The sequence below is a fragment of the Mesorhizobium sp. 113-1-2 genome, assembly GCF_016756475.1.
Classification (GTDB): Bacteria; Pseudomonadota; Alphaproteobacteria; order Rhizobiales; family Rhizobiaceae; genus Mesorhizobium; species Mesorhizobium loti_C.
In genome coordinates this window covers 3,940,115-3,965,937 of record NZ_AP023242.1, presented here as the reverse complement: position 1 = coordinate 3,965,937, position 25,823 = coordinate 3,940,115, and the positions used below count along the sequence as shown (strand labels likewise).

Genomic DNA, 25,823 nt, shown 5'->3' with positions numbered 1-25,823 from the left:
AAAGCTAGCGACTGGACAAAAAAGACGGGCGAGCTCACGTCATTGGTCATACGTCACCTCCGGTGGATTCTAGATTGAAAATCGTTCCTTCGAGCACGTATTCATCGCTCTCGAAAATATAGAGGGGCATACTGGAGAAGCCCCGCCAATGCTCGTCAGCATTGGTTACGGATATCGTCCCATCGATTGTCGCGGTTGCAGGCAACGTCCCTGTCTTGGAAAAGAAATTATCCCGCAGCGGAAATTCTTCGGCGTAACAATAAGCGAAGCCACGGCTCTGTTCGTTGCCAATATCGACATTGACGCTTTGGACTGATTGCAGGGTCTCGTATGCCGCCGTTCTCGCGCGTGGCTCGACTGGCCATTTGTCCTGACTCATCAGGGTGTCCGCCGGATAGAATGCAGCGGCTCTCTCGGTGCTGCCTCTTAATCCCACCAATTGCACCCCATCGCGGCGCAACGCGCCGACATCCGGTTGCCAGAAGCCCCCATTCAATTCCAGGGCCAAACCGTCGTCGCGCAGCTGTTTTTGTTCCTTGATCCGCGCCTCGCGGATCTCGTTCGCATAGGCACCCTGCTTTTTGACATCCGAGAACGTCCAGTATCGGGCACCGTCCGGCCGGTATTTGCGTACTATCTCCCGCTCCGGCTCCGTCAGCTTCCAGCGGGAATAGGCGTAACAATGCCGCCCGAACGCCGGATAGGTCCTCGGCAGGCTAAGGGAAGCAAGATGGTGGTCATTCTGTACTGAATGATACTCGCTGCGCGTGATGATGTTCTGCGGACCAGTGGCACGGAAGGTGTCGAACTCGGCGCGCGTCGCGCGTTCGACCGTCGCCTTGTCAAAACGCAGCACCGACTTCGGGCTCCGATAGGCGTCGTCCGTCATGTAGCCAATGCCGAACGCCACGGTGTCAGCATTGTCATAGACGACCATCACCGGCAGGAAATCGACGGGCACGCCGCCGTTTGCCGTGGTGTCGCCTCGGCAGGCATCCGGTGCGCGCACCACCACCGCCTTGCCGTCGCTCATGCGTTGACCCCACACGGTGGGGATCAGGCCTGCTTCATAGGTTGAAGAACTGTCCTTGTAGCGGATGTTGAGAACGTTGCACCCGACGACGAGGTCGTAACGGAGCGGTTCGCCCTTGTAGGCAAAGTCGACCTTTAACCGGAAATAGGTGCCGCGATCGACAATGGCCTTTTCGGTAAAGGTCCAGCGGCCGGCCAGAAGCTGCCCGCTCGTCGCCAACATCGCCCAGAGGACGCCAAGCACGACAACACCGCCAAGGACTAAAACAAGCTTTCGCAACACAATCCTCACACCCGCCATATGGTTTGCGATAGTTCGCCTCTTCGCCTTAATTCCCTGTGAGCAGCATTGCTAAAATGTGGCAAGCCGCATCCGTGGCCTGTCGCGACAGATCCTGCAATGCTAGTGCAACCGCCTCGGTAGTGAAGGAACAACGCATGAGCAAGAAGACACGACTGATCCTGACGATGGTGATCATCGAGGCCGCCCTGGCAGGCATCTGGTGGTATCTCGCCCGTTACGGCATGGCCAACCCCGATCGCGTCACGTCGGATTTCCAGGCAGTCGTCGGCCAGACCATGGGAATGGCCATGGGTGGGTTGGTTGGTATTGGCTTCATCTTGTTTTTCGTCGCAGCCAATAACGATCGCAAGGCAGCGCAGAACAAGACGCGCCGCTAGTCCACGCCGGAAAAATGCCACTCGACTAGTGGCTTCATGTGCGGCGACAGGCCCTCCGGCAGATCGGCGGCATGGCGGATGATCACCGGACCTTCGATCTCCGGATCGGTCTCGGTGGCGACGAAGGCTGAGATTCGCCGTGCGATCTCATCGGCCGGCGCTGGCTCATGATAGCGGCGGAAGATCACCGTGCCGCTGTTCGTCGACAAAGCGTGGTAGCGTTCGCCCCGTTGGGCATCCGACAGGTCGAGGCCGGTCTCTTCGCGCACCTCGCGGATCATGTTGAAATCGACATCGACCAGACCGTCGCGGAAATCGATGGGCTCGAAGGAGCCCGCGGCGAAATAGACGCGGCCGGCATTGACCGTTCGCGGTCCCATGCGGATCGCCACCAGCGCATTGTCGCCCGCTACCAGCACGGCATGGGCATAGGCATGCTCGGCGCCGGAATTCTCGCGTTGCTTGCGCCACAGCATGAAGGTCGCATAGTTGACCGCATGGCAGCGGCCGATCAGGCTGTTGTCGCGCCAGGCAAGCTGCGACAGCAGCACCACCGTGCCGTCGAACAGCGCCGGATTGGCCGCTATCTCGCGCTGCCAGTTCTCGGCGATCGCCTCTGCATTGTCCCTGGCAAAGGGATGCGGGCCGGAATCGAGCCGGACGTCGACGGCATCGACAGACAGGATGACATTGCGCGGCAGGTCGAAGCTCATGCGTATCAAGTCCCAATCCTGCTTATCGAGCCCCAATCTTGCCTATCGAACCATGTCCAGCGTGATCACCACCGGGCAATGGTCCGACGCTTTCGGCCGGTCCCAGCCGGCGCGCGGAAAACGCTCGACTTCCTGGCCCGCCGGAAAGATCGTGCGCCAAGGCTGGCCTTTGCGGATGATGTCGGGAACGGCAGTAGCATTCCTTGCCGCCAGTCCCTTGGACAGCAGGATGTAGTCAAGTTGGCAGAGATGCCGTTCTTCAGGTCCGCGCGTGTGATAGAACGTCCAGCGGTTCATTTCCGGCCGCCGCTCGACAACGTTCTCGCAGAAGCCGCCAGCCGTCAGCACGTTGATGCAGGACTGGTTCTCGTCGACCACCTCGAAACGATAGCCGTCGACGTCGTCGCCGGCGATCTTCACGCGCTGGCGATAATCGTTCATGTCGCCGCAGATCGCCCAGAGCTTGTCGGCGGCATGATCCGCACCGAAGCGCTCCTCGATGATCCGGCGTACCGCCAGCGCCTCCGCTATGCGCACCGGCATCGTCGCCTCGCGCCCATCGAGCCCGTTGCGTGGCGAGCCCATCGACTTGAAATGCACGAGATAAAGCGTCAGCGGCACGCCGCCGACAGTGATGTCGACTTCCAGGCAGTCGCGCCGGAAAATACGTTCATTGGCCTGGTTGCCGAGCGCCGCCAGTTCCGGCGTGTGCAGCCCGAACTGCTCGTAGGTGACGTAGGCGTGGCTGGTCATGCGCACGAATTCGATCGGCTGGCCCTGCGCAGTCTCGTTGCGCATCATCACCGCGACATCGATACCGCGCGAATCATTGCCGGAGGTGGTGTATTTCTGGCGGTAGCCCTGCCCCACCATCTTGAACAGATAGCCATATTCGAAGGCCTTCAGCGCCTCGATATTGTCGACCTCCTGCATGCAGATGATGTCGGCCCGGGTGGCGGCGATCGCCAGCGCCGTCAGCTGGCGCGTGTCGTCGGATTGGGCGATGGCGCGGGCCTGCTCCAGCATCTTGTATTCGGCTTCGCTCTGGATATCGAAGAGCGCCAGCGTCCGGTCCTCGTTGAGCTGGTTGCGATAGCCGGAAAAATCGAACCGGTTCATCAGGTTCTCGACATTGAAGGTGGCAAGGCGCAGCGACATGCCCCGACCTTTGCCTGCAAGTGCCGGAGAAAACAAGATCGCAGGACCACAAGCCAAGATCGACTGGTCCTGGAGGCATTCGCGCCATGGTTGACGGAACCTTTCCGTTCATCCGCCGTTCAGACGCAAGGATCCACAGTAGGCCCATTCCCAGGGTAGGCGTGGGGCCTGTATCTCTTGGAGAGTGCAATGAATTCGCTCTTTTCTTCCACCATTAAGTCCGGGCTGATTGCGCTCGGCATTGTCTCCGGCATCACGGCACCGTCGGCCGCCGGACCGATCCTGCAGCCGGACCTGTCGATTCCGACCAGCACTGCCGCGCCCACGATCACGCCGGTTCGCGAGGAATGGGCAGGCGGCAACAACCGGGAGTTCAACAACGACTGGAGATGGCGCCGCCATGACGGGCGTCGCAACTGGAACCGCGGCAATTGGGATCGCGGTAACTGGAATCGAGGCAACTGGAACGGCGGAGACGACTGGCGCTGGCGCCATGGCCGCCGCCACTATCACGGCGGCTATGATGATGGCGCAGCCGCAATCCTGGGCCTTGGCCTGGGGCTCGGGCTTGGCAGCATGTACAACAACTACAACAACTACGACTACTATGCGCCGCCGCCGCGCCGCTACTATCGCGCCGGTCGGCTTTCCAACGCCCATGTGCGGTGGTGCTATAGCAGGTACCGGTCGTATCGCGCCTGGGACAACACGTTCCAGCCCTATAACGGCCCACGTCAGCAATGCTGGTCGCCCTATAGCTGAGCTGTAGGCAAGACCGAACAAACTAAAATGAAAACGGCGCCTCGCGGCGCCGTTTTTTATTGTCGAGCGTGGATCGCTTAGTTCTTGGCCCTGTCGACCAGCCTGTTCTTCGAAATCCCCCGCGCGACCGCAGGGCGAAGCCCGAGGACGCGCAAAGGCAACAATGTGGATTTCGCTTAGTTCTTGGCCTTGTCGACCAGCTTGTTCTTCGAAATCCACGGCATCATCGCGCGCAGCTTGGCGCCGACTTCCTCGATCTGGTGGCTGTCGTTCATGCGGCGGATGCCCTTGAAGCGCGACAGGCCGGCACGGTATTCCTGCATCCACTCCGAGGTGAACTTTCCGGTCTGGATATCCTTCAGCACGCGCTTCATCTCGGCCTTGGTCTCGGCGGTGATGATGCGCGGACCCGAGACATACTCGCCCCATTCAGCGGTGTTCGAGATCGAATAGTTCATGTTGGCGATGCCGCCTTCATAGATCAGGTCGACGATCAGCTTGACCTCGTGCAGGCACTCGAAATAGGCCATTTCCGGCGCGTAGCCGGCTTCCACCAGCGTCTCGAAACCGGCGCGGATCAGTTCGACCAGGCCGCCGCAGAGCACGACCTGCTCGCCGAACAGATCGGTCTCGCATTCCTCGCGGAAATTGGTCTCGATGATGCCCGAGCGGCCACCGCCGACGCCGCAGGCGTAGGACAAGGCCAGATCAAGCGCATTGCCCGACGCATCCTGGTTGACGGCAACCAGGCAAGGCACGCCGCCGCCCTTCTGATATTCGCCACGCACCGTGTGGCCCGGGCCCTTCGGCGCGATCATGACGACATCGACGGTCGACTTCGGCTCGATCAGGCCGAAATGCACATTGAGGCCGTGCGCGAAAGCGATCGCCGCACCATCGCGGATGTTCGGCGCGATTTCGTTCTTGTAGATGTCGGCCTGCAGCTCATCGGGCGTCGCCATCATCATCAGGTCGGCCCATTTGGCCGCGTCGGCCACGCTCATCACCTTGAGCCCGTCGGCCTCGACCTTCTTGGCGGTCGCCGAGCCGGCCTTGAGGCCGATGGCGATCTCCTTGGCGCCGGAATCCTTGAGGTTGAGCGCATGCGCCCGGCCCTGGCTGCCATAGCCGATGATAGCGACCTTCTTGCCCTTGATCAGGTTCAGATCGGCATCACGATCGTAATAGACCCGCATTTTACTTCCTTCCCGTTTCTAAGATCAGAGGCCCTGCGGCCCGGTTTTTGCTCCGAAAAGAGCGAGAAACTGCTGCGTCGCCCGGACGGCGTCGCCGCCGATCGTCGCCTCAGTCAATTCCAGCCGGTCGCCGAGCAGCAGACGGATCTGCACGTCGCGGGCAACCAGCCCGAAAAATGTACGGAACGCCGTCTCGGCATCCGCAAATTCCAGAAGCCCGGCGTGGCGCCCGGCCTCGAGCACCGGCTTCAGCCGCTTGGCCAGCGCGAAGCGGCCATTCTCCAGCACGACGGCACCGAGATCATCCTTGCCCGATCCGGCATGCCCGACCGCCACCCGGTTGAGCGCGATCGAGGTATCGCTGGAGATCACCTTCAGCCAGTCGGACGCAAACCGCTCCAGGCTTGCCGTCAGCGAGGCAAGGTCAAGCCCCTTGCCGTCAACGGGCGCCACCCGCACCTTGGAAGCCTGCCACTGCACGGTTGCCGTCAACAGCCCGTCGCGGTCGCCGAACCATTTGTAGAGGGTTTCCTTGGAGCAGCTCGCGCGCCGCGCCACGGCGGTCATGGTTAGCTGATCGCCCTCCTCGACCAGCAGCCGCAACGCCGCATCCAGAACGGCCTTCTGCCGCTCCGTCAGCCCCTGGCTGTTGTCGATGTCGGCGTTTGCCAGCAACACGCTTCGTTCCCGTTCAATAGCCGAGGCCGCGGATCACCCAACAGCCGTACCGTACGTTACGGTTCGGCATATTGCGCAATCCGATAATCGACGCAAGAGGAAAAAGTAGAATATTCGCCTGCAAACGGCGACGAAGCGCAACGGCCGCCTGGTATTGGGCAACCTCAATCGCCGACGGGCGGATGGCGCAGCCGGCCAAGCAGTGCCGACACCGTATTCAGCTCGTCCGCCGAGAGCCTGGCGCCAACCAGTTCGGCAATCGACCGTCCATAGACGGCCCACATCCGCCGACGCGTCTCGCGCCCCTTGGCTGTGATGCGGATGGTCTGGCCACGACCATCATCGGCCACCGGCAGCTTCTCGACCAGCCCGTCGGCTTCGATCCGCGCCAGCAGTCGCGAGATGTTGTACTGCGCAAACAAAGTGCGCTCGATCAATTGGAACGGCCGCAAGCCGCCCTCGCCCGCCTCGGCGAGCTCGTGCAGCACATCGTACCAGGCAAGCGGCGGCAGGCCGCCGTCCTTCAGCGCGTCTTCGGCGCTCTCCACCAGCTGGCGCGACACGCGCATCAGACGGGCCCAGGCCTTGATGGCTTCCGGCGAAGGCGTGGCTTTCTCTGTCATGACCCACCCTAGGCGATAGATGCAGATGCATCAAGCTTGACGATAAATGCATATGCATCTATATAGATGCAATTGCATCAACCGAAAGGCAAATCCATGAAACACGAAATCTGCAAGGTTGCCGATATCCCGCAGGCGGGCAGCCTGATCGCCCCGTTCTTCGGCCGGGAGGTCCATGTCTGGCGCAGCGGCGAACGCATCCGCGCCGCAGCCAACGTCTGCCTGCATTTCGGTGGGCCACTCGACTGCAAGGACGGCAGACTTGTCTGCCAGTGGCACGGCGCCGCGTTCGACATGGCATCGGGCGATCGTGTCGACGGTCCCGCGCCCAAGAATTCCCGCCTGATGTTCCTGTCGACGCGCGTCGAGAATGACGCGTTGAACTATGTCTGGGGAGAGTGAGATGACCGACAAACTCATCCTCGTCAGCCACCCTCTCTGCCCCTATGTCCAGCGCGCCGCGATCTCGCTGACCGAGAAAGGCGTGCTGTTCGAGCGTGTCGACATCGACCTCGCCGACAAGCCTGTGTGGTTCAAGGCGATCTCGCCGCTCGGCAAGGTGCCGTTGCTGCGCGTCCAGCGAAATGGCGATGAAACGACAATCTTCGAATCCGCGGTCATCCTCGAATTCCTCGAGGAGACGCAGGCGAGCCCCCTCCATCCTGCCGACCCCTATGCCCGCGCACGGCACCGCGCCTGGATCGAATACGGCTCCGCCATCCTCAACGCCATCGGCCGGCTCTATTCAGCGCCGACCGAGGCCGGCTTCCTTGCCGAGTCCGGCGCGCTGGCGGCTATGTTTGATCGCCTCGAGGCCGAACTGGCTGACGGCCGTGGTGGCCCATGGTTCGCCGGCGACAGCTTCTCGCTCGTCGATGCGGTCTATGGGCCTGTCTTCAGATATCTCGACGCTTTCGACCGGATCGGCGACTTCGGCACCCTGGACGGCAAGCCGCGCGTCCAGGCCTGGCGGCAGGCGTTGAATGATCGTCCGTCGATCAGAGGTGCCGTGGCGCGCGATTATCCGCGACGCCTGCATGCTTTCCTGCAAGCGAAGGGATCATTTCTCTCGAGCCTCATCCACCGAGGCGATCTGGCCACTGCGCTTCGACAAGCCCTGCCCGCCTGAACGGATCAATCACCGTACCAGCGACCATCGACGCGAGAAACTGCGGCGCCGGCGGGATTTTTGCGATGGTCGCCACCAGCCTGTCGCGGATGAAGGGCAGCGCCGCGGAATCCGACTGGTAGAACGGCGTGAACGCCAGCGACAGCGCCTGGAAGACACGCACATGCCAGCGCCGCGCCCTGGCATAGCTTTCAAGCGCTGCCTCGATGCTCTGCGTGCGCGCCAGCCCATGGCTGAGCGCCGCCGCGTCGAGCAGCGCCATGTTGGCTCCTTGTCCAAGCTGCGGACTGGTCGAATGCGCGGCATCGCCGATGACGGCCAATCTCCGGCCAACCGGAAGCTTCATCGTGTGGTGGCCATAACGGGCCAGCGACAGCTGGTCGAAACTGTCGATCTGGCTGGTGAACGCCTCGCTTTGCGGCCACAGCCGCACCACCCTCTCCTTCCAAGCGTCGATGCCGATAGCACGCACCGCGTCGGCATCATCGGGCTTCAGGCTCCAGAAGAAGGCCGCCATCTTCTCGGCACCGGGCTCCGGCCGGCCGATCGGCAGCACGCCGATCATCACGCTGGCCTTGTCATAGCGCTGCAACAGCGCGTGCTCGTCAAAGCCTTCGCCGCGCCAGCCGAGCGACGCCCATAAGGCGCCATAGGTCAGAGCGCGCGGCGCGCCCGCAGCGCCAGCGCATTGCCGCAGCTTCGAGCGCGAGCCGCTGGCATCGACGACCAGATCGAACGGCCCTGCCCTTCGTCCATTGCCAAGGATCAGCGTCGCCCGTTCGCCGGCCTCCATGGTCTCGATCTCGACGCCGGTCTCGATGGCGATGGCCTCGCGCCGGGCGGCGCGAAACAGCACGCCGAACAGGGCCGCCCGGTGCACCGCCAGGCCGAAACGGTGGCCGCGCTGGGCATCGTAGCGGACGTCGAGCACAGTGCGCCCGGTCGAGGCATCGGCGCCATGCAGCCGGTCGATGCGGGCACCGAGCGCCAGTATGTCATCGAGCAGGCCGAGATCGGCCAGAACCGTCAAGCCGGTCGGCTGCAGGATCAGCCCGGAGCCGACCGGCTTCGGCTCCTCGAAGCGCTCGAAGATGGTGACCCTGTGCCCGGCACGCTTGAGATAGAGCGCCATGGCCAGGCCCGCCGGACCGGCGCCTGCAATTGCGATATCGTAGGAAATGCCGATGCCCCCAAGCCAACTGGCCGGGACAATCCTTCAGCCGCCTGATGAAATCAAGTCGCCGCGTCGAACCCTGCCGGGCCGCTCAAGCCTGTGTTGCGTCGAAGCCGGCACGTGCCTCGCGCACCGCATCGTGGTTGAGTTCGGCCCATTGCAGCAGATGCTGCAGGGCGCCGAACATCGAGCGCCCGAGATCGGTGAGGCTGTATTCGACGCTCGGCGGTTTGGTCGGGAACACTTCGCGATGCACATAGCCGTCGCGCTGCAGATCGTAGAGCGTCTGGGTCAGCATGCGTTGCGAGATGTCGGGAACCAGCCGCCGCAACTCGCCGAAGCGATAGGGCTGCTCGGCCAGCGCCGCCATCAACAGCGATCTCCATTTGCCATTGAGCCCCTGGATGACCTCACGGACGGGGCAATCGGCAAGGTTTCCGCCGCCGGTCATGGCTTTGTAGACGTCGAGTTTGGATCTCAGATTGACGATCCGGCTGTCCATGGCTGGTTCCCTGCGTGTGCCTACCTCCCCAAAAACTGCCTTCTTTACGGCACCGGGTCAATTCCTATTTTAGTGCTGGTCTCTTTTTGAGACCACTACCCGAACCGCCATGCTGGCGCAAAATAAGGACCTCCCCGTGACCGAAACCCTCCTTGTCACCGGCGCTTCCGGCCAGCTTGGCCGCGCCGTCATCCGCCATCTGCTGGACGCTCAGAAAGTCGCGCCGGCAAGCATCATCGCCACCACGCGCGACCCCGAAAACCTCGCCGACCTGGCGGCACTTGGCGTCACCGTCAGGGCGGCCGACTTCAACGATCCGGCTTCGCTGGAGAAGGCGTTTGCCGGCGCCGACCGCGTGCTGATCATCTCGACCGGCGATCTCGATCTCAAAACCGGCAGGCGTCTGAAGCAGCATGAGGCGGCGGTGGCGGCTGCGAAGAAAGCAGGCGTTTCGCATCTGCTCTACACCTCGATGCCCAATCCGGAGCCGGTTTCGCCGGTGCTGTTTGCCAACGATCACTACGGCACCGAGCAGGCGATCAAGGCGAGCGGCATTGCCTACACCATCTTCCGCAATGGCTGGTACCAGGAGAACCTGTTCATGGCCTTGCCGCACGCCATCGCTTCGGGGCAGTGGTACAGCTCCGCCGGCGACGGTCGCATCGCCCATGGTGCACGCGATGATATGGCAGCGGCAATCGCCGCCGGCCTGGCTTCAGACGCGACCGAAAGCAAGACTTACACGCTGACCGGCCCGCAGGCTTATACCACGGCCGAGATTGCCGCCCTGGTCGGCGAGGTCACCGGCAAGCCGCTCACCATTGTGCCGGTTTCGGATGAAGCCCTGACCGAAGGGGTAAAGGCGGCTGGCGTTCCCGAGGACTTCGCCCGCATCATCGTGTCCTTCGACGCCAACACGCGCGCTGGCCGCATCGCCCTGGTAACCGACGCCATCGAGACGCTTTCCGGCAGGAAGCCGCAGACGCTGAAGCAGTTTCTGGAAGCCAACAAGGCCGCGCTGGCTGGTTGAACGGAGCGCGGCGGGAGGTTCTCCTCTCGCCGCGCTATTTCTTCAGCAGGCCGAGCCGAACCAGGCTCTCGCCTGTGGCGGCCAGCGCGTCTTCGCGCGAGCGCGGCGCCCAGCCGAGCACACGCACCGCCTTGGCGCTGGTGGCATTCTTGACCTTGCCCAGTTCCGTCACCAGTTGCGCGGCTTCCGGGTTGAACAATCCGACTATGCGCACCAGCCAATCGGGAAGCTCACGCGTCTTGACGCGCGCCGCCGCATCGCCGAGCCGCGTTTTCAAGGTCTGTGCGATCTCCCGCACGGTCATGAAATCACCTGATACCGCCAGGAAGCGCTCGCCCTTGGCCGCCGGATCGGTCATGGCACGCACATGCAGGTCGGCCACGTCGCGTGCGTCGACGACGCCGAAGGACAGGCGCGGCAGCCCCGGCATGGCGCCGTTCATCATACGCTGGACAAATTCGGTGGAGGTCGAATGGTCGGCCCCCAGCACAGGCCCGAAAATGCCGACCGGATTGACGACCGCAAGTTCCAACCTGCCGCCCTCGGCGGCGATGAAATCCCAGGCCGCGCGCTCGGCAAGCGTCTTCGACTTCACATAGGCGCTGACCTTGGCCGTCGGATCGGTCCAGCTCTCCTCGGTGAACGGCCCGGGCGGCATCTTGCCATAGCCGATGGCCGCGAAGGACGAGGTCAGCACGACGCGTTTGACACCGGCGTCCCGCGCCGCCCGCAGCACCCGCAGCGCGCCTTCACGAGCCGGAACGATCAGATCGTCCTCATGTTTTGGAACGCCGGGCGGAAATGGCGAGGCGACATGGAGCACGTAGTCACAGCCGGAGACTGCTTGCGGCCAGCCGGCGTCGTTCATGAGATCAGCGATGGCAAAGGAAAGCCGGTCGCCCGGCTCGACGCCGCCCGCCTTGAGCATGGCGAGCACATCGGCTTCACGCTTAGCGGAGCGCACTGTCGTGCGCACGCGGTAGCCCGCCTTCAAGAGTTCAAGGACGCAGTGGGCGCCGAGAAAGCCCGATCCGCCGGTGACAAGCACCAATTCGCCGCTCACGCCCGCCTCCCGTTAGGTCGAGGCGATCAAGCCGATCAGATCGCCACCTGCGTGCCGATTTCTACCACACGTCCGGTCGGGATCTGGAAATATTCGGTCGCATCGGCAGCCGTGCGCGCCAGGCCGATGAACAGCCGGTCCTGCCACACCGGCATGCCGGAATTGGGCGATGCCTTGAGCGAGCGCCGCGACAGGAAGAACGACGTCGTCATGATGTCGAACTTCCAGCCCTGCTTGCGGCAGATCGCCAGTGCGCGCGGGATGTTGGGCTGTTCCATGTAGCCGAAGGTCAGCGTCACCCGCATGAACAGCTCGTTGACTGTCTCCATCTTGACCCGCTCGCTGTCGGGCACGACCGGTTGCGGCGCCGTCACCACCGAAAGGATGACGTTCTGTTCATGCAGCACCTTGTAGTGCTTGAGGCTGTGCATCAGGGCGGTCGGCGCGCTGAGCGGGTCGCTGGTCAGGAACACCGCGGTGCCCGACACCAGTTGCGGCTTCTTCTTCAACAGATTGGCGGCCAGGAAATCGAGCGGGATCTCGTTGCGGCGCGTCTTGTCGAACAGATAGCGGCTGCCGCGTACCCAGGTCCACATGCCCAGCACGATGGTGAAAGCCACCAGCAGCGACGCCCAGCCACCTTCGAACACCTTGACGATGTTGGAGGCGAAAAAGCCGATATCAATGAAGGCGAATAGTGCGGTGAGCGGGATCGCCACCGACAGCCTCCATTTCCAGATGCGGGTCATGACGACATAGAGCAGCACCGTCGTCACCAGCATGTTGCCGGTCACCGAGATGCCGTAGGCCGAAGCCAGCTTGCTGGATTCGCCGAAACCGACCACCAGCAACATCACCGCCAGCGCCAGCAGCAAATTGACGCGCGGCATGTAGATCTGGCCGGACTGTTTCTCGGACGTATGCAGGATTTCAAGGCGCGGCAGCATGTTGAGCTGCACCGCCTGCCTGGTCAGCGAGAAAGCGCCCGATATCACCGCCTGGCTGGCGATGACTGTTGCCGCCGTTGCCAGCACCACCATCGGGATCAGCGCCCAGCCCTCGTTCATCTCGAAGAACGGGTGGCCGACGACGCCATTCTTTGCCAGCACGAAGGCGCCCTGCCCGGCATAGTTCAAAAGCAGGCAGGGAAAGACGATCGCCAGCCAGGCGAGCACGATCGGCTTGCGGCCGAAATGGCCTAGATCGGCATAGAGCGCCTCGGCGCCAGTGACGGCGAGGAAGACGGCGCCGACCGTGACGAAAGCCACATCGGGCGAATGAATCAGGAAGGCGACGATATAATGCGGGCTGATCGCCAGCAGGATTTCCGGATCGCTGATGATATGTTTCAGGCCGGAGAGGCCAATGGCCAGGAACCATACTGCGGTCACCGGCCCGAATACCAATCCCACCCCGCCCGTGCCAAAGCGCTGCACCGCGAACACCATCGCGAGGATGACCAAGGTCAGCGGCACCACATAAGGCTGGAAAGCGGGTGTCACGACATTCATGCCTTCGACCGCCGAAAGCACCGAAATCGCCGGTGTGATAACGGCATCGCCGAAAAACAGCGAAGCACCGACGATGCCGATGCCCAGGATCACCGCCGAGCGCTTGGGAAAACTGCCGCGCGCCAGCGCCATCAGTGACAGGACGCCGCCCTCGCCGCGGTTGTCGGCACGCAGCACGAACATGATGTATTTTACCGTAACCGTGATCGTGAGCGACCAGATGATGAGCGACAACACCCCGAGGATATCGCCGCGATCCGCCACGGTGCCGTGGGACGACGCCACCAGTGCCTCACGGAACGCATAGATCGGGCTGGTGCCGATATCGCCATAGACAACGCCTAGAGCGCCCAGCATCAGCACCTTGGTGCTGTGCTGTTCCATCTCCGGATGGCTCGACTGTTCGACGGGTTCTGCCTCACTACCAGCATTGGCAAGGGCCATGGACGACACTCCGATAAGCGCGCGGTGCTCTACGCTTGCTGCAATGCAATATCAAGTGCCGTCGCGTGATGGCTCCCATGCTTGCAACGCTGGACTGCTCGAGAAATAGCCGATTACCCGACACTCGCGGGTTGAATCCGCAGCATGGAACCGCTGTGTGCACCTTAGATAGCGACTTGCGTGCCGATTTCCACGACACGCCCGGTCGGGATCTGAAAATATTCGGTCGCATCGGCGGCCGTGCGCGCCAGGCCGATGAACAGCCGGTCCTGCCACACCGGCATGCCGGAATTGGGCGAGGCCTTGAGCGAGCGCCGCGACAGGAAGAACGACGTCGTCATGATGTCGAACTTCCAGCCCTGCTTGCGGCAGATCGCCAGTGCGCGCGGAATGTTGGGCTGTTCCATATAGCCGAAGGTCAGCGTCACCCGCATGAACAGCTCGTTGACCGTCTCCATCTTGACCCTGTCGCTGTCCGGCACCACCGGCTGCGGCGCCGTCACCACCGAAAGGATGACGTTCTGCTGATGCAGCACCTGGTAGTGCTTCAGGCTGTGCATCAGCGCTGTCGGCGCGCTGAGCGGATCGCTGGTCAGGAACACCGCGGTGCCCGACACAAGATGCGGCTTCTTCTTCAAGAGATTTGCGGCGAGGAAATCGAGCGGGATCTCGTTGCGGCGGGTTTTGTCGAACAAATAGCGCGTGCCGCATATCCAGGTCCACATGATCAGCCCCATCAGGCAGGCAACCGTGATCGATACCCAGCCGCCTTCGAATATCTTCACGATGTTCGCCAGGAAGAAGCCGCTGTCGATGACACCGAACAGCAAGGTCAGCGGCAGGGCGACCGCCAGTCTCCATTTCCACAGCTTGCGCATGACAACGAACAGCAGGATCGTCGTCATCAGCATTTCGCCGGTCACCGAGATGCCATAGGCGGAAGCCAGCGAACTCGAGCTGCCGAAACCGACGACCAGCAGCATCACCCCCAGGGCAATCAGCAGATTGACGCGGGGCATGTAGATCTGGCCGAGTTGCATTTCGGACGTATGTTGCACCTCGATGCGTGGCAGAAGGTTGAGCTGCACCGCCTGGCGGGTGAGCGAAAAAGCACCTGATATGACTGCCTGGCTGGCGATGACGGTCGCAGCCGTCGCCAGTCCCACCATCGGCATCAGTGCCCAGTCAGGCAGCATCTGGAAGAATGGATTGGTCGGCCTCCCGCCATTGGCCAGCACAAAGGCCCCCTGCCCGAAATAGTTGAGCAGCAAACAGGGGAAAACCACGGAAAACCACGCCAACACGATAGGTTTGCGTCCAAAATGGCCAAGATCGACATAAAGCGCCTCGGCCCCGGTCACCGCCAGGAACACCGCGCCGACAGTGACAAAGGCGGCCGTGGGTGTGCTGACGAGATAGGCGACCGCGTGATACGGATTGATGGCCAGCAGGATCGATGGATCGTCCATCAGGTGATAGAGCCCCGCCACGCCGATGGCCAGGAACCACAGCGCGGTCACCGGCCCGAACACCGCCGCCACCTTTCCCGTGCCGAAACGTTGCACTGAAAACAGCACGGCCAGGATGAGCAGCGTGATCGGCACGACATAGGCGTCCAGTGTCGGCGTCACCACCCTGAGGCCTTCGACCGCTGACAGCACGGAGATGGCCGGCGTTATGATCGAATCGCCGAAAAACAACGCCGCGCCGCAAAGGCCGATCGCCAGGATGAGTCGCGCACCTTTGGGATAGGCGCTGCGCGCCAGCGACATCAGCGACAGCGTGCCGCCTTCGCCCTTGTTGTCGGCACGAAGCACGAAGGCGACATATTTTATGGTCACGATGATCGTCAGCGCCCAGACGATCAGCGACAGCACGCCAAGCACGTGAGCGCGCGTATCGATGCCGGGCGAAGCGTGAAGCGCCTCGCGGAAGGCATAGATCGGACTGGTGCCGATATCGCCATAGACAACGCCGAGCGCGCCCAGCATCAGAACCTTGGTGCTGTGCTGCTCGGCCCCGGAATGGCTCGATTGCTCGACGGTTTCGGCCTCGCTACCGCGACTGGCAAGGTCCATGGACCACTCCCCGACAAGCGCGCGGTGCTTCACGCATGCTGCGATGCGATGTCAATTGCACGCTATGGCTGCCATACCTGCAAAGGAAGCTCTACCCCTACCAGCCGCAGGCTCTGAGGAACCGGCCCACCGTGCCGGCCATGCCATACTCCAACGCGTCGGCTGTCAACCCATGTCCGATTGACACTTCGGCCAATGCCGGAATGCGCTTCGCCAGAGCCGGAAGATTGCCCACCGTCAGATCGTGCCCGGCATTGACCTGGATGCCGGCGGCAAATGCCGCATCGGCCGTTTTCCCCAATCTTTCCAGCTCCTTGGTGGCCTTTGCGGAATCGGAATGGTAGCTGCCATAAGGGCCGGTATAAAGCTCGATCCGATCGGCGCCGGTGTCGCGCGCGGCTGTCATGCCGGCAGGATCGGCGTCGGAAAACAGCGACACCCTGAAGCCGCCCTTCTTCAGGCGCCTGACGATCGGCGTCAGGAACGCGGCATCGGCGACGAAGTTCCAGCCATGGTCGGAGGTCGCCTGCGCCGGGTCGTCGGGAACCAGCGTCACCTGTTCAGGCTGATGCTTTTCCACAAGCGCCAGGAAATCCTCGCTCGGGTAGCCCTCGATGTTGAATTCCGCCTGCGGGAACTCGTCGTCGATAAGCGCTCGGATCTCGGGCAGGTCGGAATGCCGCGTATGACGTTCGTCGGGACGCGGATGGACAGTCAGCCCATGCGCTCCCGCGGCAAGGGCAAGCCGGCCGATGCCGGTGACGCTTGGCCACGGCAGGTCGCGCCGGTTGCGCAGCATGGCGATGGCGTTGAGGTTGACGGAAAGCTTTGCGGGCATGGCTGGCGTCCGTGAAACAGGCGGGTTGACGGCGCGCCAAAGCCACAAATTCAGCCTAGGCGCGCTTGAGACCGGGCATCTATAGCGTCTTTAACGGGAACAGATAGGGGGTTTCCGGTGTTCCAGAAGACCAGCGTTTTTCGCCAAAGGAGGCCCTGCCGTGAATTTCCTGCAATCCGTGCCGGCGATCCGTCGCATCGAGACCGATCGCGACGACCTGTTCGCCATCGATGTGGTCGGGCATGTTTCGGCGGCCGATGCGGAAAACCTGTTCGGCCTGCTGGAGGCGGCCTATGCGCTCCATCAGCGAATCGACGTGGCCGTGCGCATTGTCGATCACGATGGCGTCGACTGGACCGACATCTCCGATGAGACCCTCAAACAGGGTGCTGTCCATGCATCGGAGCATATAGGCCGTTGCGCGGCGATCGGCACGCCGGACTGGACGCCGGACGCACGGCACGCTTTGCCCGCGTCGTCACCCATCGAATTCAGGCATTTCAAGGCCGAGGATGAAGAAGAGGCCTGGGAATGGCTCGGCGCCGGGCAGGTCGGCGTGCGAGAAAAGCCGGCGTCGTAGCTCTACCGGACGATGGTTAGCCGTTCGGCGGCCCGCGTGATCGCGGTATAGAGCCAGCGTTGGCGGGTTTCCTTGAAGGCCCAACTTTCGTCGAACAGCACGATTTCGTTCCACTGCGAGCCCTGCGCCTTGTGCACGGTCAGCGCATAGCCATAGTCGAAATCATCAAAACGCTTCTTCTGCTGCCAGGGGATATCGGCGTCCGGATCCTCGAACGCCGCCTTGAGCAGCTTGATCTTGGCGACGCCGCGGTCCGGATCGTCCTCTTCCGGCGAGACCAGAAGGTTGATGCCGGGCTTCACCGTCTCGCGCGACGAGGTCATCACCTTCCACAGCGAGCCATTGAGCAGGCCCTTGGCGGGATCGTTGCGCAGGCAGACCAGCTTGTCGCCGGCTTGGGGATAGTCGGCATTGAAGCCCTTGAGTTCGCGCAGGCGCTGATTGTAGCGGCGGCGCGTGCGATTGGTGCCGACCAGTACCTGGTCCGCCTTCAGCACCAGTTCCTGGTTGACGTCTTCCTTGCCGATCACTTGCGCCGTGCCATAGTCGCCGCGCATGAATTCGCGGCCTTCGCGCACGTCGAGCGCCAGCCGCAGTATCGGATTGTCGCGCGCCTGCCGATGGATTTCAGTGAGCAGGAAATCCGGCTCGTGATCGGTGAAGAAGCCGCCTCCCGAAATCGGCGGCAACTGGCCGGGGTCGCCCAGCACCAGGATCGGCGTGCCGAAACTCATGAGGTCGCGGCCGAGCTGCTCGTCGACCATCGAGCATTCGTCGATCACGACCAGTTTCGCACGCGAGATCGGGCTCTGCCGGTTCAGCGAAAAGGTCGGCGACATCGAGGTCTTGCCGGTGACCTCGTCCTCGACCGATTCCTCGCCCTTGGGCCTGTAGATCAGCGAATGGATGGTGCGGGCATTGACCGCACCCTTGGAGCGCAGCACCTGGGCCGCCTTGCCGGTGAAGGCGGCGAACTGCACCTGGCCATCGACATGTTCGGCAAAATAGCGCGCCAGCGTCGTCTTGCCGGTGCCGGCATAGCCGAACAGCCTAAACAGCTGCGGCTGGCCAGCCTGCAGCCAGCGGGCGACCGCTTGCAGTGCCTCGTCCTGTTGGGGAGAGAATTCCATCAGTGCGACAGACCGGATTCGCAAGCGAAAGACAAGACAGTCGCCTGTCGACTGCCGTCAGTGACGCACCGAGCGCCGCCGACGGTTCAGGCTATCAGGCATGTACAAGAACGTAAAGAGAACAAACACAGGCGCCCGGTTGATCACTCCTGTCAGCCGAGCGCGATCAGGGCCGTGCCGGCGAAGGCGAGCACTGCCCCGGCCCAGGCCGGTGCCGGTGGCCTGTAGCCGCTGCGCAGCCACACCATCGGCAACACCAGCACTGGCGAGAGTGACGACAATGTCGAGACAATGCCGACCTTTCCGCCAGCCAACGCGGCCATGATGAGCGACATGCCCATGCCGGTGCCGATCAGCGCGCCACCAATGCCGATGCCGAGTGTTCGCGCCGACGGTCGCGGGCGCTTGGCAACGCTGCGCAAGGGAACCAGTGCCAGCAAAAGGAAGAAAACCGCCGACACCCCGGTCCGGATCGCCATCGCCGTGAACGGATTGACGCCCGATGCCATGACCGGGCGCGCCACCAGGGCGCCAGCCGCCTGCCCCAGAGCCGCTACCAGCCCAAAGGCGAGACCGACAGGCAAGGTCATCTGCTTTGCCGGCAGCACCACCGTTTCGATCGGCGGTGTCGGGAAGATGCCTTCGGGCTGAACCTTGGCCGGGCGCCCGAACAGGATGGCAAGCACAATGCCGGCGATGACTAGCGCCACGCCGGCCAGTTTGACCGGACCGACCGTCTCGCCCAGGAAGAAATAGCCCATGATCAGCGCAAAGGGCGAGGTCAACGAGAAGACCAGCAACGCCAGCCGCGGCCCGAGTGCGAATATCGACGAGATGTAGGCTGATGAGGCAATGAAGATCCCGAACACGCCGGAAGCGGCAAGGTAGCCCATCTGCCATGGCTGCAGCCCGGCCCAGCCGCCCAGCACCGTTGCCGCGATTGTAGTGGCGACAGTCACCGCAAGCGTCTGCAAGCGGGTCAAGGTCAAGGCATCGATGCGGCCGACCAGTTCACCAGCCAGCATTCCGCTCGTGGCTATGCAGAGCGCCGCGCCGATCGAGAGAATTTCCGACAGGTACATTCATTCTCGCTTGGGTAGAGGGGCGGCTTTTCGCTGGCGGGTGTTCGGATTGGACGGTCCGAAAAATATCCGCCTGATCAGGCGGATTGGAACTCCGGATCGTTCTCCAGCAGGATCGGCTTGCCGTGCGGCGTGGCGTGCGCGGCGCGTTCCCAGGCCTGCGCCATCGCATCGACATCGGGCCTGGCGGCCAGCCCCTTTGCGGCAAGCAGCCCTTCCAGCGCCGCCAGCCAATGCTCGTAATAGTCATGGCCGTCGGCTGCCGCACCCGGCTTCTTCACCTCTGCCGACAGGGCATCCGCCCATTCGCCCCACGAAAACAGGCCCTTGTCGTGCAGCGCCACGGTCATGGCGAACGCCTCGGCCTGCCAGGGCTCGGCGAAGACAGGCGCGTCGAGGCTCGCGGGCAAATCGGCGGCGGTCCCGTCAGGCCGGTTCAAGATAACTCTCCCAGGCATCGATCGAAACGGTCAGCGTCGGATCGGCACCCTCGCCCCAGATCTCCGTGCCTTCGAAAACCACCGTATAGACCCACTGCGGGTTCTCGCCCTGGCCATGCGCGTTGCTGTCTGGAAAGACGAACCCGTCACGCACCGCCTCGATCGTGCCCCGCTTGCCGCGCGCGTAGCGCGGCAGCCTGGTGTGGCCGGTCGGGTTGAAATTCTTCGTCCGCACTACGTCGCCGGCTTTGAACCGCGCTGGCTCCGCCATCGGCCGGTCGCAAGGGCCGCCCTTGGCCAGCACGGCAGGGACATTCTCCGCCTTCAGCACCCGTTTCGGGGTCGCCGCCGCATCGATCGCCTCGCCCGCCTTGAGATCGCGTTCGCTGACGAAGCCATGGCGCTTGAGCAGGGTCTCCAGCGCCTTGATCCAGATCTGGTAGTAGTTGGAGGAATAATAGTCGGCCGGATGCAGCGATTCGCGCGCATGCCGGCTCTCATCGATATTCCAGGCGCCCATGGCACCGGCGCAAAGCGTCACACCAAGCGCCCGCCTCTCCCAGGCAGCGTGGAAATAGGGCTCGTCCTGTTCGGGCGCGACCGGCCCGAAACCCATCTGTCCGCCGAGATCCTGCGGCCCGTTCATGCCGGCCCCCCCTCCGGTGCTTTGGCCAGCGCGGTGCCTATCATGGCATCGCGGCTCACCAGCTCCGCCAACCGCTCCTCGCTCCAGCCCTCGGTTCGCTGCGGCCGCATCGGCACGACGAGATAGCGCAGTTCCGCCGTCGAATCCCAGACGCGTATCTTGGTGCTGCCCGGCAGCGTCAGCCCGAATTCCTCGAGCACGCCGCGCGGATCGATCACCGCCCGCGACCGATAGGGCGGCGCCTTGTACCAGACCGGCGGCAGGCCAAGCACCGACCATGGATAACAGGAGCACAGCGTGCAGACGACGAGGTTGTGCGTATTCCCCGTATTGAACACCGCCTGCATGTGCTCGCCCTGGCGGCCGGTATAGCTCAGCGATTCGATCGCCGCCGTCGCGTCGCTTTTCAACCAAGCCGCATAGGCAGGATCGCTCCAGGCCTTGGCCACCACTCTTGCGCCGTTTCGCGGACCGATCTTGGTCTCGTAGGTATCGACAATGACGTCGATCGCCGCCGGATCGATCAGCCCCTTGCGGGTCAGGATGGTTTCCAGCGCACGCACGCGCGCGGCAAACGGATCGAGTTCATTGTCGTGGTCATGATCATGGGACATGGCCACAAATTACGGTTCCGACCCGCCGGCCGCAAGCACGACGGCTTGGGCCAGTGGAAATCAGCGCCCGTTGGCCGGCTATTCGGCGGCCGTCTTCTGCGGCTCGACAGGGATGTCGTCGTTGATGCCGAACAGCGAAGGCTGGTCGGCGCTCTCGACCGAATGCAGTTCGGGCTTGCGCTTCGGCATCAGCCCGACCAGCCAGCCCGAGAAATTCTCCATGTAGACGTAGATCACCGGTGTCACGAACAGCGTCAGCGCCTGCGAAGCCAGCAGGCCGCCGACAACGGCAACGCCCAGCGGCTGGCGCAACTCGGCACTGGCGCCGGTGCCGAGCGCGATCGGGAACGTGCCCATCAGTGCCGCCAACGTCGTCATCATGATCGGCCTGAATCGCATCAGGCAGGCCTTGTGGATGGAGTCTTTGGCGGACATGCCCTCTCGTCGCAATTCAAGGGCGACGTCGACCATCATGATGCCGTTCTTCTTGACGATGCCGATCAGCATCAGGATGCCGATCACCGCGATGACCGACAGGTCCATGCCGGCAAAGCGCAAGGCAACGACCGCGCCCAGCACCGCCGACGGCAGGCCGGTGAGAATGGTGAGCGGGTGGATGAAGCTCTCGTAGAGAATGCCGAGCACGATATAGATGGTCAGGATCGCGCCGCCGACCAGCAGACCCTGGTTGGCCAGCGAATCCTGGAAGGTCTTGGCCGTGCCGGCAAAGGTGGTCGAGATCGCCGTCGGCATGCCGATCTGCTCCTTGAGCGCATCGATACGCTTCACGCTGTCGCCCAGCGCCACGCCTTGCGGCAGATTGTAGGAGATGGTCACGGCCGGAAGCTGCCCGAGCTGGTTGACCGTCAGGGCGCCAGCCGTGCGATCGACGCGGGCGAAGGCGCCAAGCGGAACCAGGGAGCCGCTCGCCGTTCGCATCTGGATGGCGAGCATCCGCTCGGGCGACCATTCGATGTTGGGGTCGAGCTCGGTGATGACCTCGTAGCTGTCGGCCGAACCGAAGATCGTGGAAACCTGGTCGGTGCCGAAGCCGCCATAGAGGGCGGAGCGCAGCGTGTCGGTATCGATGCCAAGCTGGGCAGCCTTGTCGCGATCGATGACCAGCGACGCCTGCAGCGCATTGTTCTGCAGGTCGCTGGTAACGTCGGTGAAGGTCGTGTGGTCGGCCGCCATCGCGTCATTCAGTTTCTGCGCCCACTGGTCGGTCAGGCCGGTATCGAGGCCCTGCACGACGAGCTGGTAGGCGCTCGCCGACGAGCGCGAGCCCAGCCGCAGATTCTGCACCGGCTGCATGTAGGTCTCGATGCCCGCCACACCAGCCAATTGCTTGCGCAGGTCAGCCTGCACCTTCTCGATGTTGGGTCGCTGGCTCTTGTCCTTCAACTGCACATAGAGCTGGCCCTGGTTCAGTGCATTGTTGCCGCTGCCTGCTGACCATGCCACATGCGAAACATAGGGCGAATGGGAAAAGACGCTTGCCACCTGCCCCTGCAGCTTCACCATGGCGTCAAAAGAAATGTCCTGGCGCGCAATGGTCGTCACCGAGATCTGGCTGATATCCTCCTGCGGGAAGAAGCCCTTCGGCGAGGCCTGGATCAGCCACACCGACGCCGCCGCAGTGCCGACAAAGACGAGGAACACCAGGAAGGTGTGCCGCAGGCAGAACGTCAGAACCCGATCGTAGCTGCGTGTGACGAGATCCTGCTTGTGGCCAGGACCGTGCTTGTCGCGATCGGCCTTGGTCACCGACAGCAGTCGCGAGCACAGCATCGGCGTCAGCGTCAGCGACACGAACATCGATGCCAGGATGGCGACCGTCACCACGACGGCGAACTCGTTGAAGATGCGCCCGATGACGCCGCCCATCAGCAGCACGGGAATGAACACGGCCACCAGCGAAATCGAGATCGAGATGATGGTGAAGCCGATTTCGCGCGCGCCCTTCAGCGACGCGTCGAAAGCCGACAGCCCATCCTCTTCCATGTGGCGGAAGATGTTTTCCAGCATCACGATGGCGTCGTCGACGACGAGGCCCACCGCCAGCGTTAGGCCCATCAGCGATATGTTGTCGATGGAAAAGCCGAACAGGAACATCGCGCCGAGCGTGGCGATCAGCGAGATCGGCACCGCCACGGCCGGGATGATGGTTGCCGTCACCCGGCGCAGGAACACGAAGATCACCATCACCACCAGCGCGATGGTCAACAGCAACGTGAACTGCACGTCGTTGACGGCTTGGCGGATGGAGGTCGAGCGGTCATTGAGCAGCTTGATCTGGGCGGCGGCTGGCATCTGGTCCTGGAAGGACGGCAGCATCGCCTTGACCTTGTCGACGACGTCGACGGTATTGGCGTCAGGCTGGCGCTGCACGGCCATGATGATGGCGCGGGTGCCGTCATACCAACTCGCCGTCGTCGTGGTCTGCACTGAATCCACGACGCGGGTCACCTCGCCCAGCCGCACCGGGTGGCCGTTCTTGGTGGCGATGATCAGGTTGGAGAAGCCGGCGGCGTCGGTCAGCTGGGTGTTGGCGGTGATGGTGAGCTGCTGCTTGTTGTTCTGCAGCACACCGAGAGGCGTGTTGCTGTTGGCCGATGAGACCGCCGCCTGCAACTGGTCGATCGAGATGCCGCGCGCGGCAAGCGCGGTCGGGTCGATCTGGATGCGTACGGCGTATTTCTGCTGGCCGAAGATCGAAACCTGCGCCACCCCGTCGATGGTCGACAGCGACGGCGAGATGACGTTTTCGGCGAAGGCATCGAGGTCGGTCAGCGGAACCGTGTCGCTGACCAGCGACATCAAGAGGATCGGCGCGTCGGCAGGATTGACCTTGCGGTAGCTCGGCGGTGACGTCATCTGCGGCGGCAGCGATTTCTGCGTGCGCGCGATCGCCGCCTGCACGTCCGCGGCGGCGGCATCGATATCGCGGTTGAGCACGAACTGGATGGCGATCGAGGTCTGGCCGAGCGAGTTGGTGGTCGAAATGGAATCGATGCCGGCAATGGTGGCGAACTGCTTGATCAGCGGCGTCGCCACCGATGTCGCCATGGTTTCCGGCGAGGCGCCCGGCAGTGAAGCCGAGACGTTGACCACGGGAAATTCGGCGCTCGGCAGTGCCGCCACCGGCAGGAATTTGTAGGCGAACAATCCGCCCAGCACGAGGGCGAACGACATCAGAAGGGTGGCGACGGGTCTGCGAATGCAGAATTCGGAGATCATTGGGCCGCCTCGCCGGCGTTGGTCGCCTGGGCCACCTTGGGTGCGGCAGCCGCAGCCTTGGCCTGGCCTTCATGCACGGCGGCGCCATTCTTCAGCCTCGTCTGGCCTTCCGTGACCACCTTCTCACCGGCCTTCACGCCCTGGCTGATGGCGCTGTTTTGGCCTTCGGTCAGCGCCACCTGCACCGGCCGCATCTCGACGGTGTCGTCCGGCTTGACCACATAAACGAACGGCCCCTTCTGGCTGGGCTGCACCGCGACGGTGGGAACGGAGGTCATCTGCGGCATGATGCCGGCGTCGAGGATGACGTTCACATACTGGCCGGGCCACAGCGAAAGATCGGCATTCGGAATGCTTGCCCGCGTGGCGATCGTGCCCGACGCGGTGTCGACGCTGGAATCGACGAAATCGAGCGTTCCCTTGCCGATCGGCGTGGGGTCGCCGTCCTTGGTCAGCGTCACCGCGCCTTGCTGGGGATTGGCAAGCGCCTTGTGCAACAGCGCAAGGTCGCTTTCCGGCAGATTGAAGTTGACCTGCAGCGGGTCCATCTCTGTGATGGTCACCAGCGGCGTCGCCGTGCTGCTGTTGCCATTGCTGGTGGTGACGAGATCACCGACGGCAACGCTGACGGCGCCAAGCCTGCCGGAAATCGGTGCGGTGATGGTGGCAAAGCCAAGCTGGACATTGTCGGCGTCGATCGTCGCCTTGTCGGCATCGACGGTTGCGGCCGCCGCCTTCTGCGCGGCTACCGCCTGGTCGTAGGTCTGCTGTGTGCCGGCCTGCTTGGCGACAAGGTCCTTGGCGCGCTGAAGATCGGAATTCGAACTGGCAAGCAGCGCCTGGTCCTTGGCGAGCGTCGCCTGGTCCTTGGCGAGTTGCGCCTTGAGCGCGCGGTCATCGAGCTGGAACAGAACGTCTCCGGCCTTCACCATCTGGCCGTCCTTGACATCGATCGACACGATCTGACTCGAGACCCGCCCGTTGATGTTGACCACGGCTGGAGAGGAGACGAAGCCGATGGCATAGCGCCGGATCGGGAAGTCGGCCGTCGTTGCCATCGCCGAAACGATCGATGCCGAACGGGCGCCATTGCCACCGGCCCCCTGCTTGCCCCCGGCTGCCTGCCCCCCGGCTGCCTGCTTGTCGGTTGCCGCTTTGTCTGATGTCGCGACCTGCTTCACGCCGATGAGCTGCTGAACCTTGCCCAGCGCGTCGGGCGAAAGGTAGAGCCAGGCCGCGCCCGCACAGGCGATCGCAAGCAATGAAAGGATGACTTTTCCACGCATCGACAAAGGCCTCTCCGTCCGACACGCCATAGCCAGGTGGTCGTATTCTAGCGCAACTCACGGCTGATTGCCGCGATTTCGCCGAATAGATAGGACACGCATTTGTTGGAAAAGGGCCAAAACACGGCATTACGAAGATTTAATGTGCACTGCACAATGACTGTGCAGCCTGCCATGGCCGCCGGCCGAAGCC

At 63.0% G+C, this 25,823-nt stretch carries 25 protein-coding genes; 6 read left to right on the top strand and 19 right to left on the bottom strand.

Annotated elements, in window-relative coordinates; translation table 11 throughout:
* Nucleotides 1-46: 46 nt before the first annotated feature.
* Nucleotides 47-1,312 carry a hypothetical protein gene (locus JN279_RS19155; RefSeq protein WP_202353607.1) on the bottom strand — a complete coding sequence of 422 codons (1,266 nt, stop codon included), beginning with the start codon at nt 1,310-1,312 and terminating at the stop codon, nt 47-49.
* Nucleotides 1,313-1,470: 158 nt separating this feature from the next.
* Here JN279_RS19155 and JN279_RS19150 point away from each other — a divergent pair, with 158 nt between their 5' ends.
* Nucleotides 1,471-1,713 carry a hypothetical protein gene (locus JN279_RS19150; protein ID WP_202353606.1) on the top strand — a complete coding sequence of 81 codons (243 nt, stop codon included), beginning with the start codon at nt 1,471-1,473 and terminating at the stop codon, nt 1,711-1,713.
* Here JN279_RS19150 and JN279_RS19145 read toward each other — a convergent pair.
* Both JN279_RS19145 and JN279_RS19140 read right to left on the bottom strand, forming a co-directional pair.
* Nucleotides 1,710-2,426, bottom strand: a complete 717-nt coding sequence (locus JN279_RS19145; protein ID WP_202353605.1) for a hypothetical protein — start codon at nt 2,424-2,426, stop codon at nt 1,710-1,712. The two genes, JN279_RS19150 and JN279_RS19145, sit on opposite strands and share 4 nt — an antisense overlap.
* 42 nt (nt 2,427-2,468) lie before the next feature.
* Nucleotides 2,469-3,584 (bottom strand): endonuclease/exonuclease/phosphatase family protein, encoded by a 1,116-nt coding sequence (locus JN279_RS19140; protein ID WP_096447228.1) that lies wholly within the window; start codon nt 3,582-3,584, stop codon nt 2,469-2,471.
* Between the two features lie 189 nt (nt 3,585-3,773).
* Here JN279_RS19140 and JN279_RS19135 point away from each other — a divergent pair, with 189 nt between their 5' ends.
* A complete protein-coding gene (locus JN279_RS19135) occupies nt 3,774-4,346 on the top strand; it encodes a BA14K family protein (protein WP_096447230.1) in 573 nt (190 codons plus the stop codon).
* 176 nt (nt 4,347-4,522) lie between these two features.
* Here the strand turns inward: JN279_RS19135 and ilvC are convergent, their stop codons facing one another.
* The 3 genes from ilvC to JN279_RS19120 form a co-directional block, all read right to left on the bottom strand.
* Nucleotides 4,523-5,542, bottom strand: coding sequence for a ketol-acid reductoisomerase (gene ilvC, locus JN279_RS19130; RefSeq protein WP_010910140.1), 1,020 nt, complete (start codon nt 5,540-5,542; stop codon nt 4,523-4,525).
* 24 nt (nt 5,543-5,566) lie between these two features.
* Nucleotides 5,567-6,220: a TetR/AcrR family transcriptional regulator gene (locus JN279_RS19125; RefSeq protein WP_096447232.1), complete on the bottom strand. Its 654-nt coding sequence runs from the start codon at nt 6,218-6,220 to the stop codon at nt 5,567-5,569.
* A gap of 164 nt (nt 6,221-6,384) precedes the next feature.
* On the bottom strand, nt 6,385-6,843 hold the full coding sequence (locus tag JN279_RS19120; protein WP_096447234.1) for a MarR family winged helix-turn-helix transcriptional regulator: 459 nt from the start codon (nt 6,841-6,843) through the stop codon (nt 6,385-6,387).
* Nucleotides 6,844-6,939: 96 nt separating this feature from the next.
* Between JN279_RS19120 and JN279_RS19115 the strand changes: the two genes are divergently transcribed.
* Both JN279_RS19115 and JN279_RS19110 read left to right on the top strand, forming a co-directional pair.
* The gene (locus JN279_RS19115) at nt 6,940-7,245 is read left to right on the top strand and encodes a Rieske (2Fe-2S) protein (protein WP_096447236.1); all 306 of its coding nucleotides are present in this window, start codon (nt 6,940-6,942) and stop codon (nt 7,243-7,245) included.
* Between the two features lies 1 nt (nt 7,246).
* Nucleotides 7,247-7,972 carry a glutathione S-transferase family protein gene (locus tag JN279_RS19110; protein WP_202353604.1) on the top strand — a complete coding sequence of 242 codons (726 nt, stop codon included), beginning with the start codon at nt 7,247-7,249 and terminating at the stop codon, nt 7,970-7,972.
* Here JN279_RS19110 and JN279_RS19105 read toward each other — a convergent pair.
* Complete coding sequence (locus JN279_RS19105) at nt 7,920-9,104, bottom strand: FAD-dependent oxidoreductase (RefSeq protein ID WP_244734669.1); 1,185 nt, start codon at nt 9,102-9,104, stop codon at nt 7,920-7,922. The genes JN279_RS19110 and JN279_RS19105 overlap by 53 nt on opposite strands.
* A 133-nt stretch (nt 9,105-9,237) precedes the next feature.
* Nucleotides 9,238-9,648, bottom strand: a complete 411-nt coding sequence (locus JN279_RS19100) for a winged helix-turn-helix transcriptional regulator (protein ID WP_202353603.1) — start codon at nt 9,646-9,648, stop codon at nt 9,238-9,240.
* A gap of 136 nt (nt 9,649-9,784) precedes the next feature.
* Here JN279_RS19100 and JN279_RS19095 point away from each other — a divergent pair, with 136 nt between their 5' ends.
* A complete protein-coding gene (locus tag JN279_RS19095) occupies nt 9,785-10,678 on the top strand; it encodes an SDR family oxidoreductase (protein WP_096457464.1) in 894 nt (297 codons plus the stop codon).
* 34 nt (nt 10,679-10,712) lie between these two features.
* Here JN279_RS19095 and JN279_RS19090 read toward each other — a convergent pair whose 3' ends face one another.
* The 4 genes from JN279_RS19090 to JN279_RS19075 all read right to left on the bottom strand — a co-directional run bounded on the left by JN279_RS19090 (nt 10,713) and on the right by JN279_RS19075 (nt 16,612).
* A complete protein-coding gene (locus JN279_RS19090) occupies nt 10,713-11,741 on the bottom strand; it encodes an SDR family oxidoreductase (RefSeq protein ID WP_096447242.1) in 1,029 nt (342 codons plus the stop codon).
* Nucleotides 11,742-11,776: 35 nt separating this feature from the next.
* Nucleotides 11,777-13,696 (bottom strand): potassium transporter Kup, encoded by a 1,920-nt coding sequence (locus tag JN279_RS19085; RefSeq protein ID WP_096447244.1) that lies wholly within the window; start codon nt 13,694-13,696, stop codon nt 11,777-11,779.
* A gap of 164 nt (nt 13,697-13,860) precedes the next feature.
* A complete protein-coding gene (locus JN279_RS19080; protein WP_096447246.1) occupies nt 13,861-15,774 on the bottom strand; it encodes a potassium transporter Kup in 1,914 nt (637 codons plus the stop codon).
* 97 nt (nt 15,775-15,871) lie between these two features.
* Nucleotides 15,872-16,612, bottom strand: a complete 741-nt coding sequence (locus JN279_RS19075; protein ID WP_096447248.1) for a pyridoxine 5'-phosphate synthase — start codon at nt 16,610-16,612, stop codon at nt 15,872-15,874.
* 160 nt (nt 16,613-16,772) lie between these two features.
* On the opposite strand from JN279_RS19075, the gene JN279_RS19070 reads away from it, so the two are divergent.
* Nucleotides 16,773-17,192 (top strand): STAS/SEC14 domain-containing protein, encoded by a 420-nt coding sequence (locus JN279_RS19070; protein ID WP_096447250.1) that lies wholly within the window; start codon nt 16,773-16,775, stop codon nt 17,190-17,192.
* A 2-nt stretch (nt 17,193-17,194) separates the two neighbouring features.
* Here JN279_RS19070 and JN279_RS19065 read toward each other — a convergent pair whose 3' ends face one another.
* The 7 genes from JN279_RS19065 to JN279_RS19035 all read right to left on the bottom strand — a co-directional run bounded on the left by JN279_RS19065 (nt 17,195) and on the right by JN279_RS19035 (nt 25,630).
* Nucleotides 17,195-18,322: an ATP-dependent DNA helicase gene (locus JN279_RS19065; RefSeq protein ID WP_096447252.1), complete on the bottom strand. Its 1,128-nt coding sequence runs from the start codon at nt 18,320-18,322 to the stop codon at nt 17,195-17,197.
* A gap of 152 nt (nt 18,323-18,474) precedes the next feature.
* The gene (locus JN279_RS19060) at nt 18,475-19,404 is read right to left on the bottom strand and encodes a DMT family transporter (RefSeq protein ID WP_096447254.1); all 930 of its coding nucleotides are present in this window, start codon (nt 19,402-19,404) and stop codon (nt 18,475-18,477) included.
* Between the two features lie 77 nt (nt 19,405-19,481).
* Nucleotides 19,482-19,862 carry a nitrile hydratase accessory protein gene (locus JN279_RS19055; protein ID WP_096447256.1) on the bottom strand — a complete coding sequence of 127 codons (381 nt, stop codon included), beginning with the start codon at nt 19,860-19,862 and terminating at the stop codon, nt 19,482-19,484.
* Nucleotides 19,831-20,490: a nitrile hydratase subunit beta gene (gene nthB, locus JN279_RS19050; protein WP_096447258.1), complete on the bottom strand. Its 660-nt coding sequence runs from the start codon at nt 20,488-20,490 to the stop codon at nt 19,831-19,833. Before nthB ends, JN279_RS19055 begins: the two co-directional genes overlap by 32 nt.
* Nucleotides 20,487-21,104 (bottom strand): nitrile hydratase subunit alpha, encoded by a 618-nt coding sequence (nthA, locus tag JN279_RS19045; protein WP_096447260.1) that lies wholly within the window; start codon nt 21,102-21,104, stop codon nt 20,487-20,489. The genes nthB and nthA overlap by 4 nt, the downstream gene beginning before the upstream one ends.
* A 78-nt stretch (nt 21,105-21,182) precedes the next feature.
* Nucleotides 21,183-24,344, bottom strand: a complete 3,162-nt coding sequence (locus JN279_RS19040) for an efflux RND transporter permease subunit (protein ID WP_202353602.1) — start codon at nt 24,342-24,344, stop codon at nt 21,183-21,185.
* Nucleotides 24,341-25,630: an efflux RND transporter periplasmic adaptor subunit gene (locus JN279_RS19035; protein WP_202353601.1), complete on the bottom strand. Its 1,290-nt coding sequence runs from the start codon at nt 25,628-25,630 to the stop codon at nt 24,341-24,343. The genes JN279_RS19040 and JN279_RS19035 overlap by 4 nt, the downstream gene beginning before the upstream one ends.
* Between the last annotated feature and the right edge of the window lie 193 nt (nt 25,631-25,823).